This window comes from Pseudoduganella rhizocola, assembly GCF_045984285.3.
Taxonomy (GTDB): domain Bacteria; phylum Pseudomonadota; class Gammaproteobacteria; order Burkholderiales; family Burkholderiaceae_D; genus Rugamonas.
Genome location: NZ_JBJQIK030000003.1, coordinates 17,033 through 32,352 on the forward strand (window position 1 = coordinate 17,033; position 15,320 = coordinate 32,352).

The window sequence follows — 15,320 nt, forward strand, 5'->3', positions numbered from 1 at the left end:
CAGCATGAAGAAGTGGAGTTTCGCAGCCGGGTGCCTGCTGGCGCTCGGCTCGGCCGCGTACGCGGCCGACGTTCGTATCGTGATCGACACCGCCGCCAGGGGGCCGGTAATCAACAAGAATGTGTATGGCCAGTTCGCCGAGCACCTTGGCAGCGGTATCTATGGCGGCATATGGGTAGGCCCGAACTCGCCGATTCCGAACGTGCGTGGCTGGCGCAAGGACGTTGTCGGCGCGCTCAAGGAGCTGCATGTGCCTCTGGTGCGCTGGCCCGGCGGCTGCTTCGCCGACGAATATCACTGGCGCGACGGCATCGGCCCGCGCGGCAAGCGCCCGGTGCGGGTCAACACCAACTGGGGCGGCGTGGACGAGAACAACGCCGTGGGCACGCACGAATTCTTCGACCTTGCCGAGCAGATTGGCGCGGATACCTACGTGAACGGCAACCTCGGCACCGGTTCGGCGCAGGAAATGTCGGAGTGGCTGGAATACATGACCGGCACCAGCAAATCGTCGCTGGCGGAACTGCGCCGCGCGAACGGCCGCAAGGAGCCGTTCAAGCTGCAGTTCTTCGCCGTCGGCAACGAGGCCTGGGGCTGCGGCGGCAATATGGAACCGGCTACCTACGTGGCGCAGTACAAGCAGGTGACGACCTTCCTCAAGGCGCGGCCTGAAGCCAATGTGCAGTTCATCGCCAGCGGCGGCCACAGCCAGGATACCAGGTGGACCGATGCGCTCAGCAGCGCCGTGAAGGAGAAAATGGCAGGCATCTCCTACCACTACTACACCATCCCCACCGGCAAATGGGACGTGAAGGGCGCCGCCACCGGCTTCGATGAAGGGCAGTGGATTGCGACGCTGGCAAACACGCTGAAGATCGACCAGCAGATCGAGGACAACCTCAAGGTGCTGGCGAAGAACGACCCCGAAGGCAAGATCGGTTTCTACGTGGACGAATGGGGCACCTGGTATGACGTGGAGCCGGGCACCAATGCGGGCTTCCTGTACCAGCAGAACACCCTGCGCGATGCGATTGTGGCGGCGCTGAACTTCAATGTCTTCCACAAGCACGCACAGCGCGTGCAGATGACGAATATCGCGCAGATGGTGAACGTGCTGCAGGCCATGATCCTGACCGACGGCAGCAGGATGCTGCGCACGCCGACCTATCACGCCTACCGTCTTTACGTGCCGTTCCAGGGCGCGACGGTGGTTCCGCTGACGGTGTCGGGAGACACGCAGTACAAATACCAGCAAACCACCATTCCTTCGCTCAGCGCCTCGGCCGCTCGTGCCAAGGACGGCAAGCTGTACCTGGCACTGGTGAACACGGATCCGCGCAATGCGGCGACGGTGGACGTTTCCGGCGGCAGCTTCCGCGCAGCTTCCGGCCAAGTGCTGACAGCTGCGGCAATGGATGCGCATAACACCTTTGCCGCGCCGGATGCCGTGCGTCCCGCAAACTACAAGGCGGCCGCGAATGCCGGCCGCCTTTCCCTGCAACTGCCTGCGAAGGCAGTGATGGTGGTGGCGCTGGAAGAGTAATCAGTCTTCCGACACCAGCTTGTCGCCGACGTACACGCGATAGCGTTTGATCCGGCCGGTAACGCCGGCCGGCCCCTGGCGCGGGGTGTAGCGCAAGCCTGCCACATCGGCCGGTGCGCCCAGGTCCAGCACCAGGCGCGCCGGACCCGATGTTCGGGCGCCATTGCTGTAAGCCGTGTGCCAGTAGTCCGTGGCCTGGCCGTTGATGGCATTCAGCGCAGAACCGTCTTCCTTGCGTGCTTCCTCGCTGCTGGCATAAGCGATCGTCCATGCGGACTGGTTGAGCGGCTGGCCGTTCGCGTCCAGCAGGGCCAGCTCCGCGATGGCGGCATTGGGCTTGCCGTCGAAGGTATCGACTACTTCCAGGCAGAGCTGGCGGCCGCGCGCCGCCTCGCTGAACTTCACGTCCTGGGTGGCGGGACCATCCGCGAATTGGCCTGCGTGCACCGGCTGCAGTCCGGCAAGGCGTGGCCGGACGGTGCTCGGCGGACGTACCAGGTCGCGTTCGGGATGCAGCTCGTCGAGGACCGGCGCGGTGAGACCGGCAATGCGGCTGGCGCGCGGCCCCGTCAGGTCCAGCACCACCACTTCATTGCGGCCAACCTTGATCCATGGACCGGGCAGGTACATGGTTTGGGTGGGACCGATGCTCCAGTAGCGGCCCAGACAGCGGCCATTGATCCACACGATGCCCTGGCCCCAGCTCGACATGTCGAGGAAGGTATCGGCGCTCTTCGCGGCGTTGAAGCTGCCGCGCCAGAACGCGGGGCCTTTGGCGCGCGCTGCCTGCCAGCGCAGCGGCGGCAGTTCGGCATCCGCATCGAAGTCGATGGCGCGGATCTGCCAGTCCTTCAGCTCTTGCGGCGCGCCGCCCTTGCTGCGGAAAGTCACCGGGCCGTGCAGGCCTTTACGGTCGTGCACTTCCACGCCGAAGTTCACGCGGGCGATGGTGTACAGCAGGATCTCAACCACGGTATCTTTGGTGCGCGCCGGCAGCTCGACGCTGAACCGGCGGTAGCGCGTGTCCATGGTGCCCACCATGCGGCCGTCCGCATACACCCAGGCCAAGTCGCGCACCTTGGCCGCCTGCAGCAGGCCTGCCGGACCTGCGGGCACCGTCACCGTGTAGGATATGAGGCCCCGGCTGATATCGTATTCCTCAATGGGCCGCGGCGATGCCTCCTGAATCGCCTGCTGCGGAAGGTTGGCGAACACCGGCGCTGTTTCGCTCAGTGCGAACGCGGGAATGGCCATCACCGGCATCTTGCCAGGCGCCGGGGAGGGGCTCTCGCCCGGCTGCAGGTGTCTGAGCAGGCACTCGCGGTAGGTGCGGAACTTCTCGCCCAGCCAGCCCGCCTCGCTGATCGGTGCGTCGTAGTCGTAGCTGGTGGTATCGGGCCGGAACGGGCGGTCGCAGCCGCCCCACAGGCCGAAGGTGGTGCCGCCGTGCGCCATATACAGGCTGAAGGAGCCGTTCGCATTCAGCATGGCGTCGATATCCTGGATGGCGCGTGCATTGTCGCCGCGGCGGTGCGGGGCGCCCCAGGTATCGAACCAGCCGGAGTAGTACTCGCCGCACATCAGCGGCCCTTTCTGCACGCTTTGCAGCGCCTTGAAGCCGGCGGCCGGATCGCTGCCGAAGTTCGCCACCGAGAACAGTTCCGGAATATGCGTTTTGGCCACAGCATTGGTCGGGTTGCACTGGAACAGGGGCACGTCGAAGCCGCCATCCAGCAGCGCCTTGCGCATCACGCGCATGTATTCCAGATCTTCGCCGAAGAAGCCGTATTCGTTCTCGACCTGCACCATCAGGATAGGACCGCCGTGCGTAATCTGCATTGGACCGAGCACACGGCCCACTTCGGCCATCCAGCGCCGCGCAGGCTGCACGTATTCCGGAGCACGCGAGCGCAGGAACTTGTCGCCCGGCGCCTTCAGCAGCCACCATGGCAGGCCGCCCATTTCCCACTCGGCGCAGGCGTAAGGACCGGGACGCAGGATGACCCACAGGCCTTCGGCCTGCGCCAGCCTGCAGAATTCAACGGCGTCGCGCTGGCCTTCCCAGCGGTATTTCCCTTCGCGCCACTCATGGTAATTCCAGAACAGGTAGGCGCACACGGTATTCAGGCCCATGGCCTTGATGGCTTTGAGGCGGTGGCTCCAGTATTCGCGCGGCACGCGGGCAAAGTGCATTTCGCCGCAGCGGACCTGGAAAGGTTTACCGTCGAGAAGGAAGTCGTTTTCGCCGATGGCAAAGCGTGGCTGGGCCGCGCCGGCCAGCGGCGCATTCATTGCGATGGCGGCGCCTGCAGCGCCGAGCAGCAGGCGGCGGCGTTGGATGTTCTGGGTCATGGGTGTCTCGTTATTGTGGTTGCAGCAGTGGCCAATAATAGTGGCAAGCTCCGTCCGCCAACTATGCTCAATTAGCATAGTTAACAGGCTGCCCGTTATGGATCGCGGCGCTGGCGCCGCGCTATTTCACCTGCCAGCGCACCGGATTGCAGGCGCACGAGGCAGCAGATGCACAGCAGGGAGAACGAAGCGCCGGCCAGCATCGTGAGCCGGTAATCGTGGCCTGACAGGTCCAGCACCGGCCCTTGCACGCTGCTCACCAGGATGCTGCCGAGAACAACCATCAGATCCTTGGTTGAGTTGTACTGTACGAATTTCGAGCGAGGCAGCAGGGCCATCGGCATCGATGCCGCGGCAGTCCACCAGGCGCCGGAGATGGTCACATGCGCGAGATAGAAGGCGCGGAAGCTGGCCGCGTCGGAGACGCCAAGATAGCCCACCGCCGCCACCACGCAGTACACTGACATGATGATCGAGGACACGCGCACCGCGCCAAAGCGGTCGGCCAGCCAGCCGATGGCGAAGGCGGACAGGATGGATACCGTATAGCCGGCAGCCGTCAGCGCGCCCAGCGTCGCTTTCGGAATGCCGATTACATGCGCGTAATACTGGTAGAAGGTGTTGAAGGGGCTGAAGGTGACGCTGGCCAGCATGAAGACCGCCACGGCCCACGCGTAAGGGCGGTAGCTGAAGCACTCCAGCACATGCGCCAGCGGAAAGCGCAGCCTGCGCGACGCCCCGGATGCCGGCGCCGTTCCCGGCGCCAGCGGCGTTTCCCTGATCATCAGGCACATGGCCAGCATCGGCAGGCAGAACACGAGGCTCACGCCGAGCAGGATCTCCGTCAGGTAGTGGTCGGTAAGCGCAAAGATCCAGGTATTGAAGGCGATCCCCACCGTGAGGCCGACGATGCGGAAACCTGCGAAGAAGCGTCCCAGCAGCCCTTGCGGCACGATGTCGTTCACCAGTCCCGTAAACAGCGAGAGGGCACTGATGGCAGCGCATTCGAATACAGTCCAGAACAGGCAGAAGAAGGCCAGGCGGCAGCCGCGAAGGCCGGGCGACCAGGCGCCGAGCAGGGCATCGGCGCCCGCCGCCAGCGCCGGCGACAGCGCCAGGCCGGCCAGGGCAAGGCAGCCCACCGGCGCCGCCACCAGCAGGAAAGGCTTGCGGCGGCCCATGGGGCTGCGGCAGCGGTCCGAGTGATAGCCCACCAGCGGCACCAGCAGCATGCTGAGGGCCGCGGGCACCGTCGACAGCAGCAGGGAGGTTACAGTGTCCGATGCTGCATGGTGGCGCAGCAGTTCCAGGGCACTGGGCAGTGCGGCGCGGTCGCGCATCTGGATGCCAAGGTCGCCGAGCAGGAGCCAGAACAGCACCGCACCCAACCCCGCCATCGACAGCGGCAGGACCACGGCACGGGCGGCTGCTGTGTGGACGGCGGCCATCGCTCAGCCGCGTTGCGGGGCCGGACCGGTCGAGCCGCGCAGCACCAGTTCCATCGGGAAGGCGATCTTCTTCGCCTGGATTTCACCGCCGCCGATCAGGGACACCAGTTCGGCGACCGCGCAGGCGCTCATTTCAGCGAGCGGCTGCCGCATGGTGCTCAGGGGAGGGAAGACGTAGCTCGATGTCGGGATGTCGTCGAAGCCAATGACCGACAGGTGTTCCGGCACATGCATGCCCTTGCTGTGAATGGCATCGATGGCGCCGAAGGCCATATCGTCATTGGCAGCAAAGATGGCGGTGGGCGGTTCCGGCAGCGCAAGCAGCCGCTCCGCCGCCGCATAGCCGCCGGTCTGGATAAAGCTGCCCACCACAATCAGCGCCGGGTCGGGCGCTATGCCCGCGGCGTGCAGCGCTTCGAGGTAGCCGGCCTGCCGTTCCGCGCTCTGCCCCGTGCCATTGGTGCCCGCGATGAAGGCTATGCGGCGATGGCCCAGCGACAGCAGGTGCTCCACGGCGGTGCGCGCGCCGATACGGTTTTCCACTGCCACGATGGGCAGCTTCATCGTGCGCGCGTCGAAGTTGATGAAGACGCAGGGCAGGTGCTGCTTCTCCACGACGTCCAGATAGCCGTCCTCACCATTCGGCATCAGCAGCATCAGGCCGTCGCACAGCTTGCTGAGCATATCGCAGGTCGCGGCGCGGCCGGGGCCGTCGAAGCGCTCGGCATTGAACAGCAGGATATCGTAGCCGCGCGCCCGCGCCTCGGCGCTGATCAGCTTTGTAATTTCGTGCAGCACCAGCGAGCCGTAGTTATTGACGAACAGGCCAATCAGCTTGCTCTTGTCGCCCCGCATGCGGCGCGCCAGCATGTCCGGCGTGTAGTTCAGCTGGGCCGCGGCCGCCATGATCCGGGCGCGGGCCGCCTCGGAAACGTAGCCGACGCCGCGGATCGCGCGGGAGGCGGTGATGGGGGAAACACCGGCAATTTCTGCCACTTCACTGAGCTTGCTGGCTTTGCGCATGTGATGTTGTTGTAAAAAAGTCGGGTTTGCGGCGGCTGCAATGTGGTTACGATACCACATCGTCCCGGCCGCTGCCCAGTGAAAATCCCCGATATAAATCAGTCACATAGAAACCTTGTCAAATGTTATAGCTGCGTGCTTGGTTGTACGATGACTCGTATGGTAACGTGACCACATTCGCGAATACAAAAAAAGCCGGCGGCGATTTCGGAAGAGGCCAAGCCACCGGAGAACAGAGCCTGCGCTTAACGTGGAGACATAATGAAAAAGAAACTTTTAGCAACCCTGCTGCCGATAGCCCTGTCGGCGGCGTATTCGAACCCAGCCCTCGCACAAGAAATCGCGCCCGCCCAGAATGATGCGGCGCCAGCCGACGCCTCCCAGACCGTGGTGGTGACAGGCTTCCGTTCCAGCCTGCAGAAGGCGCTGAACCTGAAACAGCAGGCCATTGGCGTGCGGGACTCCATCGTGGCGGAAGACATCGGCAAATTCCCGGAAGCGAACGTGGCGGAATCGCTGCAGCGCGTGCCCGGCGTGATCCTGAACCGTGATGAAAGCTCCGGCGAAGGCCAGCGTATCTCGATCCGCGGCCTGCCGACCGAGTATTCGGTGACGACGCTGAACGGCGCACCGGTCAACACCACCTCCACCGCGACCATCGGCAGCGCGGCCCGTGGTTTCAACTACGACGTGTTTGCCTCCGAACTGTTCGGCCGGGTGGACTTCTATAAATCGCCGCTGGCGGAACTGACCGAAGGCGGCCTGGGTGGCGTGGTGGACCTGCAGTCGCCGCGCCCCTTCGACAATCCGAAGCGCACGGTGCGCTATTCCGTATCGGCGTCCTACAACACCGCATCGGAGCACACCGACCCGACCGGCTTTGCGCTGTACTCGAACACCTGGGGGCCTGTGGGCTTCCTGATCGGCGGTTCGCATTCCTCCAGCGTGAATACCCGTTCCGGCTTCGAAGCGACCGGCGGCTATAACAGCTCCGCCAATGGCAGCCAGTCGCCGGTGAAGGGCAACTTCGCCGTGGCGCTGGACTATGACTCGCCGCGCGCAAACCTGGGCGGCTACACACGGGCCCAGATCGACAACGCCTTCCTGCCGCGTATCTACCGTTATTACGGCTCGGCCAACGACCGCACCCGCGACGGCCTCGTGTCTTCGCTGCAGTACAAGAAGGGCGACCTGGATATCAGCCTCGATACCATGTATTCGAAGCTGAAGAACCAGCGCGACGAAGCGTATTTCGGCATCCTGGTGCGCAACAGCCGCACCACCAACCGCAATGCGCCGGCCGGCCAGGCAGGCAACAGCGGTTTCATTCCGCTGAATGTGCACATCGACCCTTCGTCCAACCTGCTGACCGGTACCTTCGGCAATACCTCCTACAGCAGCGGCGTGACCTACAGCGACGACGAGACCGAATTCGGTTACGCAGCCCTGAACGCCAACTGGAAGGTATCGAAAGACTTCAGGATCACCAGCCAGGTCAGCACCAACCGCAGCAAGGCGGAGCGCTACCAGGACACGCTGTCCGGCCAGATATTCGGCATCGATTCCACCATCGATTACGGTACGGACCACGTTTATCCATCGATGTCCTCGCCGGTCAGCTACACGGACCCGAACAACTTCCAGGGCTTCGGCATCGGCACCGATTTCACCCGCGAAATCGACCGCGGCAAGCAGGCGCGCGTGGTGGCGGACTGGGATTACGCGCTGGCGGGCGACTGGACCGGCCACCTGAAGGCAGGCGCCGTCTGGGTTGAAACCAGCAAGGACATCCACAAGCGCAACGGCACCTCGCTGGCCACGGCCCGCCTCAACGCCCTGGGCAATGCAGGCCTGCGCGCCGGCATGACCTCGCAACTGCCGATCGATAACCTGGACATGGGCGATGGCTGGCCGCACGCCTGGGGCACCTTCACGCGCGACTTCACCTACTCCACCTTCGATCCTGTGGCATACAACCCGCTGTCCGCCTTCACGCCGGCGCAGAGCTTCAAGGCCAAGGAAACCATCACCACGGCCTTCGTGCAGTCCGACTTCAAGGGCCAGGTATTCGAGAAGGAATTGCGCTTCAACGCCGGCGTGCGCTATTCCCGCACCGAAACCGACATCGACAACTACAAGCAGCAGGGCGCCAGCCTGGCCTATGGCCCGAACACGGAGAAGGGCTCCTACAGCAACCTGCTGCCTGCGATGAGCGCTGCCTTCGACGTAACGGATACCCTGATGTGGCGCGCTTCCTGGGGTAAAACCATCAGCCGCGCATCGCTGGGCATCATCGCCGCGCAGACGGTCATTCCCAACCAGTTCGACAACACGGCAACCGCCGGCAACCCGAACCTTAAGCCGCAGCAGTCGAAGAACCTGGACACCAGCCTGGAATGGTACTTCCAGCAGGGCGGCCTGCTGTCCGTCGCCGCCTTCCGCAAGGTGCTGACCGATGCCACCGTGGCCAACACCACGCAGACCACCTTCGGCGCCCTGGGCCTGCCGGATACCGCCCTGGGTCCGATCTTCCAGGATGCCAACGGCCGTGTGGATCCAAGCCTGCCGATGACGCTGCGCAGCTACACCAACGCAGGCGAGCAGACGCTGAAAGGCTATGAGCTGGCCTACCAGCAGTCCTTCAACTTCCTGCCCGACCCGTTCAAAGGATTCGGCGCGCTGGCCAGTTTCACCCATATCGATCCGTTCAACAGCCAGAAATGGATCACCAATGCGGGCAAGGAGATCAAGGTTAACTCGGTGCCGAAATACGCGTACAGCACTACTGCGTATTACGAGAATGGTCCGCTGGCAGTGCGCTTCTCATGGAACTACAAGGGCCGCTCGCTGCATGGCGACACTCCAAGAAACAACGGCGATGACCTGATCCGCTGGCGTGCGGCGCGCGGCTACCTCGATGGCAATATCAGCTACCGCATCAACGACAGCCTGGAACTGCGTATCGACGCGCTGAACCTGTCCAACACGCTGGCCTACGACTACTTCGAAGACGCCACCGGCAAATACGGCAGCGGCAAGAAAACCCGTATGGACTACGCGAAGTATGACGGCCGTACCATCAAGATCGGCATCCGGGGCAAGCTGTAAGCATGGCGCCGCGCCGGATTTCCTGCCTGGCCCTTGCCGCCGCACTGTGCGCCTGTTCGGGCGCGATGCGGCAGCATGACGCCGTCCGCATCATCGATGTGGCCGACGGCTGGGCGGACAATTCGGTAAACGCCGTGGTCTTCCGACGGAACTCGCTGGCCAGCCACGACGGCATGCAGTACATCGCCTTCTATGACGGTGATGCGCGGGTAGTGCTGGGCAAGCGGATGCAGGGGGCTGGGGCGTGGCAGCTGCATCCCACGCAGTACCGGGGCAATGCGCGCGATGCACACAACAGCATCAGCATCATCGTGGACGGCGCAGGCATCCTGCATATGGCGTGGGACCACCACAACAACCGCCTGCACTATGCCCGTGGCACCGCGCCCGGTGCGCTCACGCTGGGCGCGGAAGAAGCGATGACCGGGCGCGATGAAGCTTCCGTGTCCTACCCCGAGTTCTACCGCAGGCCGGACGGCAGCCTGCTGTTCCTGTACCGCGACGGCGGTTCGGGGCGCGGCAATCTCGTTGTCAACCGCTACGATCCCGCCGCGGGAACCTGGCAAAGGCTGCAGGATAATCTGATCAGCGGGGAAGGGCAGCGCAACGCCTACTGGCAGGCCTTCCTCGATGCATCCGGCACCCTGCACGTTTCCTGGGTGTGGCGCGCATCGCCCGACGTAGCCAGCAACCACGATCTTGCCTATGCCCGTTCGCGGGACGGCGGCAAGACCTGGGAGCGCAGCAGCGGCGAGCGCTATGCCCTGCCCATCACCGCCGCCAGCGCCGAATACGCGGCGCGCATCCCGCAGCGGAGCGAACTGATTAACCAGACTTCCATGTCCGCCGATGGCAGAGGCAATCCCGTCATCGCGAGCTACTGGCGCGACGCGGGTTCGCTGGTGCCGCAATACCGCGTGGTGGCGCACGACGGCAAGGCCTGGAGCAGCCATGATCTCGCTTTCCGCAAGACGCCCTTCTCGCTGTCGGGGCAGGGCACCAAGGCGATTCCGGTATCGCGCCCGCAAATCCTCGTGCGCGGAGCCTCGGTATGGCTGCTGTTCCGCGATGCGGAACGCGGCAGCAAGCCTTCCGTGGCCTGCACCACGGACCTGCGGCAAGGCCCATGGCAGCTGCGCGACCTGGCGGAAGGCGGCCTTGGAGCGTGGGAGCCCAGCTTTGACAGCGGATTGTGGCAGCAGCAGGGCCAACTCAATCTTTACCTTCAACCTGTACGCCAGGCCGATGCCGAAGGCATCACCAGCGCCGGCCCCACAAGGGTAGGCGTACTCGAATGGACACCAATATGCACAAGATGAATCCAAACAAATACCTGACCGGCCTCCTGCTGACGCTCAGCTTCGCGCTGGCCGGCTGCGCAGGCACGACGCCCGATGTCCGCACCAAGCGCGATGATGTCGTGGCCGTGATCGACAAGGTCAACACCTACTGGCAAATGCATACGCCGGCAAAGGAATGGTCGTTCTGGAACGTGGCGGCCTACCACACCGGGAATATGGAGGCTTACCGCATCACCGGCAACGAGCGCTATCGCCGCTATTCGGAGGAATGGGCCGAGCATAACGAGTGGATGGGAGCCAAGTCGAAGGACAAGGCGAAGTGGCAGTACCAGTACGGCGAAACCGACGAACACGTGATGTTCGGCGACTGGCAGATCTGCTTCCAGACCTACGCCGACCTGTACCAGCTGGAAAAGGATCCGCGCAAGATCGCCCGCGCGCGCGAGGTCATGGAATACCAGATGAGCACTCCCAACAAGGATTACTGGTGGTGGGCCGATGGCCTCTACATGGTGATGCCGGTGATGACGAAGATGTACAACATCACGGGCAACCGCCAGTACCTTGAGAAGCTGCACGAATACTATGAGTACGCCAACAGCATCATGTACGATGCGGACGCGAAGCTGTACTACCGGGATGCACGCTACACGTATCCAAAGCACAAGAGCGTGAACGGCAAGAAGGACTTCTGGGCGCGTGGCGACGGCTGGGTGTTCGCCGGACTGGCCAAGGTGCTGGCCGAACTGCCGAAGGATGATCCTTACCGCGCCGAATACGTGGCCCGCTTCCAGGCCATGGCGGCGGCGCTGAAGAACAGCCAGCAGCCGGAAGGCTACTGGACCCGCAGCCTGCTCGACCCGGCGCATGCGCCCGGCCCGGAAACCAGCGGCACGGCCTTCTTCACCTATGGCCTGCTGTGGGGGATCAATAACGGCCTGCTGTCGCGCGCCGACTACCTGCCGGCCGCACAGCGCGGCTGGCACTACCTGTCCACCTTCGCGGTTCAGCCGGACGGCAAGATCGGCTACATCCAGCCTATCGGCGACCGTGCGATTCCGGGCCAGGTAGTGGACAAGAGTTCGACGGCGCACTTCGGCGTAGGCGCTTTCCTGCTGGCGGCAGCGGAGATGGTGCGCCTGCTCGATCACTAGAAAGACATCAGGAGACAATATGGAACGTCGCAACTTCATGCGGGCCCTTGCCGCCGGCCCCGCAGCCACCGGCATGCTGGCTGCAACCCAGGCCGTAGGGGCCACAACCGCCGCTGCCGCCGCCGCAGGCGGCGAGCGCGCCTACATGCTGCGCCTGCTGCAGCAGATGTCCGAGCCGGTGCTCACGCTGATGGCAAAGGGCGAACTGAAAAAGAAGTTCAGCCTTGAACTGAGCCCCACCTGGGACGGCCGCGACCCTGCCGTCGCCTACCTCGAATGTTTCGGCCGCCTGGTTTCGGGCATTTCGCCGTGGCTTGCCCTGCCTGTGGACGGCACGGAAGAGGGCAGGCTGCGCCAGCGCATGCAGCAGCTCGCGCTGCAAAGCTATACCAGTTCGGTCGATCCCAGAAGCCCGGACTACCTGGCCTGGCGCGGCCACGGCCAGGCCCTGGTCGATTCGGCCTATTTCACCAACGCGCTGATGCGCGCGCCAAAGGTGCTGTGGGAGCCGCTGGATGCCGTCACCAAGGCGCGCATCATCAGCGAGATCAAGGGCCTGCGCCGCATCGAAGTCCCTTACATCAACTGGCTGCTGTTCGCGGCCATGAATGAAGCCTGGCTGCTCTCCATCGGCGAGGAATCGGACCCGATGCGCATGAACGGCGCAATCCGCAAGATCAATGAATGGTATATCGGGGACGGCTGGATCAAGGACGGCGCCGACTTCCACTTCGACTACTACAGCTCCTACGTGATGTATCCGATGCTGCTGGAGATCCTGGAAGTGCTGGTGGAGAAGAAAGGGCCGTTCTGGAACGCCAAACCCGAAGAGCTGCTGGCGCAGGCCACCAAACGCGCCCAGCGCTACTGCGAGCACCTGGAACGCTTCGTCGGCCCCGAAGGCAGCTACCCGCCGATCGGCCGTTCGCTGACCTACCGCACCGCCGTGTTCCAGCCGCTCGCGCTGCTCGCCTGGCGCAAGCAGCTGCCGCAATCGCTGCCTGAAGGCCAGGTGCGTGCGGCCCTGCATGCGGCCCACCGCGCCATCTGGGACGCTCCGGGAAACTTCACCAAAGACGGCTTCCTCACCATCGGCTTCCGCGGCCATCAGCCGGAGCTGGGCGACTGGTATTCGAACAACGGCAGCATGTACATCGCTGCCGCAGGCCTGCTGGCGCTCGGGCTGCCGGCCGGCGATTCCTACTGGACTTCGCCAGCGCAGGACTGGACCCAGAAGAAGGCCTTCTCCAGCCGCAAGTTCCCCAAAGACTATCCGGTGAACTATTGATGAAGCGCTGCCTTGCCGCCGCCGGTTTCGCTGCCATGGCGCTTGGCGCAGCGGCGGCGGAACGCATGGTGATCACCGTGCAGCATGAGCTGAACGCAGCGCGTCCGGCCGAGACCATCACTGTTCCATGGCTTGAGGTCAACCGCCGCCTTCCCGGCGCCTTGCTGCAGCAGATCGCCGTGCGCGATGCCGGTGGGCGTTTGCTGCCTTACCAGGTAACGAATGTGGCGCCGCAGGCCAGGGACCCCAAAGGCGAGGGTATTGCCTACGGTGAGCTGATCTTCCAGCACGATTTCGCCCCAGGCGAGCAGTCCGCCCGCTTCACCGTCGAGAAAACCGGCACAGTGTCGCCGCCGTTCCCCGCGAAGGTTGGCGCGCGCTACGTGCCGGAGCGCCTCGACGACTTCGCCTGGGAGAACGACAAGGTTGCGCATCGCACCTACGGCCAGGCCCTGGCCGCGCACGCACCGCCGGGCAGCGGCAAGGAGGTGCTTGTCACCAGCGGCGTGGATATATGGTTCAAGCGCGCCGGCTATCCCATCATCGACCGCTGGTACAACAAGGGACACGACCACTATCACAAGGATGAAGGCGACGGCCTCGATATGTACGGCGTGGGTCGCACGCGCGGTGCGGGCGGCACCGGCATCTGGAACGGCCGCGAGCTGTTCACCAGCCGTAACTACTCAGGCTGGCGTGTCATCGCCAACGGTCCGCTGCGCGCCATCTTCGAGCTCAGTTACGACAAATGGGATGCGGGCGGGGTGCAGGTCAGCGAGGTGAAACGCTTCACGGTGGACGCCGGCCATTACTTCGATACGGTGGAAAGCACCTTTACCTTCACGGGCGGCCGGCCCCTGACGGTGGCGCTGGGCCTGAACCGGACGCCGGCCTATCCCGAGCAAACGCCGGCCGTAAGGCCTTACCGCGCGGCGCCGGATGTGCTGATGCAATGGGTGCGCCAGCGCAGCGCGGGCGACTTCGGCACCGCCATCATCCTGCCCGGTGCGAACGGCTATGCGGCCGACGCGGACAACGAACTGATACTCGCGCCCGCCGAAAGCGGCAGGCCGCTGCGTTACTATCTGGGTGCCGCCGCCAGCTGGAGCGGCGAATTCCCGAATGCGGAAGCATGGCAGGCCTATGTGGCCGCCTTCAAGGCGCGGCTCGCCTCGCCAATCCGCGTGGTCATCGAATAAGAACAAGGAGAAGTTCAGATGGGAGAACATAGCCAGCAGCTGATGTCGGGCGCCGCGGCGCTTGAGCCGGCGCGCTATCCGAGCCTGCGCTGCAAGCGCGTGTTTGTTACCGGCGGCGGTTCCGGCATCGGCGCCGACATTGTGCGGGCCTTCGCGCAGCAGGGCGCCTACGTGGCATTTGCCGACCGCGATGCGGCGGCGTCGCAGGCCCTGCTTGCGGGCATGGGCGATGATAGCCAGGCCCTGTTCATCGAAGCCGACCTGGCCGATATGGAAGCGCTGCGCGGCGCCGTGCAGGCGGCGGCCGAACGCATTGGCGACATCGACATCCTGGTCAACAACACCGCCAACGACGCCCGCCACAGTTTCCTCGACATCAGCAGCGAGCGTTTCGACGAGCTGATGGCCATCAATATGAAGACGGCATTCTTCGCCGCGCAGGCGGTGATGCCGGGCATGCTGCGCCGTGGCGGCGGAGCCATCATCAACCTCGGTTCCACCGGCTGGAAGAACAAGGTCGCGGGCTACCCGGTCTACGCGGCCTGCAAGTCCGCCGTCAACGGCCTCACGCGCAGCCTGGCGCGCGAATACGGCAAGCACAATGTGCGCGTCAACACGCTGACTCCGGGCTGGGTGATGACGCCCAAACAGCTGGCGCAATGGGTGGATGCCGAAGGCGAAGCGGAAATGGACCGCAGCCAGTGCCTGCCGGGCCGCATCCTGGGTTCCGACATCGCCAATATGGCGCTCTTCCTCGCATCGGCGGAAAGCCGCATGGTGACAGCGCAGGAGTTCGTCGTGGACGCCGGCTGGACCTGAACCCAGCTAAAACCATATTAATCCGTACCGGTCAGGATACCGCTGTCATGCATGGCGGTTGAATGGCATTCCTCTGCCATGCGGG

General features: G+C 64.1%; 10 protein-coding genes. 7 read left to right on the forward strand and 3 right to left on the reverse strand.

Translation table 11 applies throughout. The features are described 5' to 3' along the window. Positions 1-4 precede the first annotated feature (4 nt). Entirely contained in the window at positions 5-1,543 is a 1,539-nt protein-coding gene (locus ACJRPG_RS07325; protein ID WP_407999407.1) for an alpha-N-arabinofuranosidase, read from the forward strand. Here ACJRPG_RS07325 and ACJRPG_RS07330 read toward each other — a convergent pair whose 3' ends face one another. The 3 genes from ACJRPG_RS07330 to ACJRPG_RS07340 form a co-directional block, all read right to left on the reverse strand. Further along, positions 1,544-3,895 carry a beta-galactosidase gene (locus ACJRPG_RS07330; protein ID WP_407999408.1) on the reverse strand — a complete coding sequence of 784 codons (2,352 nt, stop codon included), beginning with the start codon at positions 3,893-3,895 and terminating at the stop codon, positions 1,544-1,546. A 95-nt stretch (positions 3,896-3,990) separates the two neighbouring features. Continuing rightward, positions 3,991-5,343 (reverse strand): MFS transporter, encoded by a 1,353-nt coding sequence (locus tag ACJRPG_RS07335; protein ID WP_407999409.1) that lies wholly within the window; start codon positions 5,341-5,343, stop codon positions 3,991-3,993. Positions 5,344-5,346: 3 nt separating this feature from the next. Further along, positions 5,347-6,366 carry a LacI family DNA-binding transcriptional regulator gene (locus ACJRPG_RS07340; protein WP_407999410.1) on the reverse strand — a complete coding sequence of 340 codons (1,020 nt, stop codon included), beginning with the start codon at positions 6,364-6,366 and terminating at the stop codon, positions 5,347-5,349. Between the two features lie 261 nt (positions 6,367-6,627). On the opposite strand from ACJRPG_RS07340, the gene ACJRPG_RS07345 reads away from it, so the two are divergent. Genes ACJRPG_RS07345 through ACJRPG_RS07370 form a run of 6 tightly spaced genes read left to right on the forward strand, consistent with a single transcriptional unit; the run spans position 6,628 to position 15,235 of the window. After that, positions 6,628-9,474: a TonB-dependent receptor gene (locus ACJRPG_RS07345; protein ID WP_407999411.1), complete on the forward strand. Its 2,847-nt coding sequence runs from the start codon at positions 6,628-6,630 to the stop codon at positions 9,472-9,474. A 2-nt stretch (positions 9,475-9,476) separates the two neighbouring features. Continuing rightward, a complete protein-coding gene (locus ACJRPG_RS07350; RefSeq protein ID WP_407999412.1) occupies positions 9,477-10,793 on the forward strand; it encodes a BNR repeat-containing protein in 1,317 nt (438 codons plus the stop codon). Next, positions 10,769-11,929, forward strand: a complete 1,161-nt coding sequence (locus tag ACJRPG_RS07355; RefSeq protein ID WP_407999413.1) for a glycoside hydrolase family 88/105 protein — start codon at positions 10,769-10,771, stop codon at positions 11,927-11,929. The genes ACJRPG_RS07350 and ACJRPG_RS07355 overlap by 25 nt, the downstream gene beginning before the upstream one ends. A 19-nt stretch (positions 11,930-11,948) precedes the next feature. Next, positions 11,949-13,217, forward strand: coding sequence for a DUF2264 domain-containing protein (locus ACJRPG_RS07360; protein ID WP_407999414.1), 1,269 nt, complete (start codon positions 11,949-11,951; stop codon positions 13,215-13,217). Beyond that, positions 13,217-14,416, forward strand: a complete 1,200-nt coding sequence (locus ACJRPG_RS07365) for a DUF4861 family protein (RefSeq protein ID WP_407999415.1) — start codon at positions 13,217-13,219, stop codon at positions 14,414-14,416. Before ACJRPG_RS07360 ends, ACJRPG_RS07365 begins: the two co-directional genes overlap by 1 nt. Before the next feature lie 18 nt (positions 14,417-14,434). Continuing rightward, positions 14,435-15,235 (forward strand): SDR family NAD(P)-dependent oxidoreductase, encoded by an 801-nt coding sequence (locus ACJRPG_RS07370; protein WP_407999416.1) that lies wholly within the window; start codon positions 14,435-14,437, stop codon positions 15,233-15,235. Positions 15,236-15,320: the final 85 nt, after the last annotated feature.

What these genes read in the sequence shown, in the direction of transcription:
- ACJRPG_RS07340 (WP_407999410.1), bottom strand. Translation starts at nt 6,366, where the DNA reads ATGCGCAAAGCCAGCAAGCTCAGTGAAGTGGCAGAAATTGCCGGTGTT.
- ACJRPG_RS07345 (WP_407999411.1), top strand. Translation starts at nt 6,628, where the DNA reads ATGAAAAAGAAACTTTTAGCAACCCTGCTGCCGATAGCCCTGTCGGCG.
- ACJRPG_RS07350 (WP_407999412.1), top strand. Translation starts at nt 9,477, where the DNA reads ATGGCGCCGCGCCGGATTTCCTGCCTGGCCCTTGCCGCCGCACTGTGC.
- ACJRPG_RS07325 (WP_407999407.1), top strand. Translation starts at nt 5, where the DNA reads ATGAAGAAGTGGAGTTTCGCAGCCGGGTGCCTGCTGGCGCTCGGCTCG.
- ACJRPG_RS07370 (WP_407999416.1), top strand. Translation starts at nt 14,435, where the DNA reads ATGGGAGAACATAGCCAGCAGCTGATGTCGGGCGCCGCGGCGCTTGAG.
- ACJRPG_RS07360 (WP_407999414.1), top strand. Translation starts at nt 11,949, where the DNA reads ATGGAACGTCGCAACTTCATGCGGGCCCTTGCCGCCGGCCCCGCAGCC.
- ACJRPG_RS07365 (WP_407999415.1), top strand. Translation starts at nt 13,217, where the DNA reads ATGAAGCGCTGCCTTGCCGCCGCCGGTTTCGCTGCCATGGCGCTTGGC.
- ACJRPG_RS07335 (WP_407999409.1), bottom strand. Translation starts at nt 5,343, where the DNA reads ATGGCCGCCGTCCACACAGCAGCCGCCCGTGCCGTGGTCCTGCCGCTG.
- ACJRPG_RS07330 (WP_407999408.1), bottom strand. Translation starts at nt 3,895, where the DNA reads ATGACCCAGAACATCCAACGCCGCCGCCTGCTGCTCGGCGCTGCAGGC.
- ACJRPG_RS07355 (WP_407999413.1), top strand. Translation starts at nt 10,769, where the DNA reads ATGGACACCAATATGCACAAGATGAATCCAAACAAATACCTGACCGGC.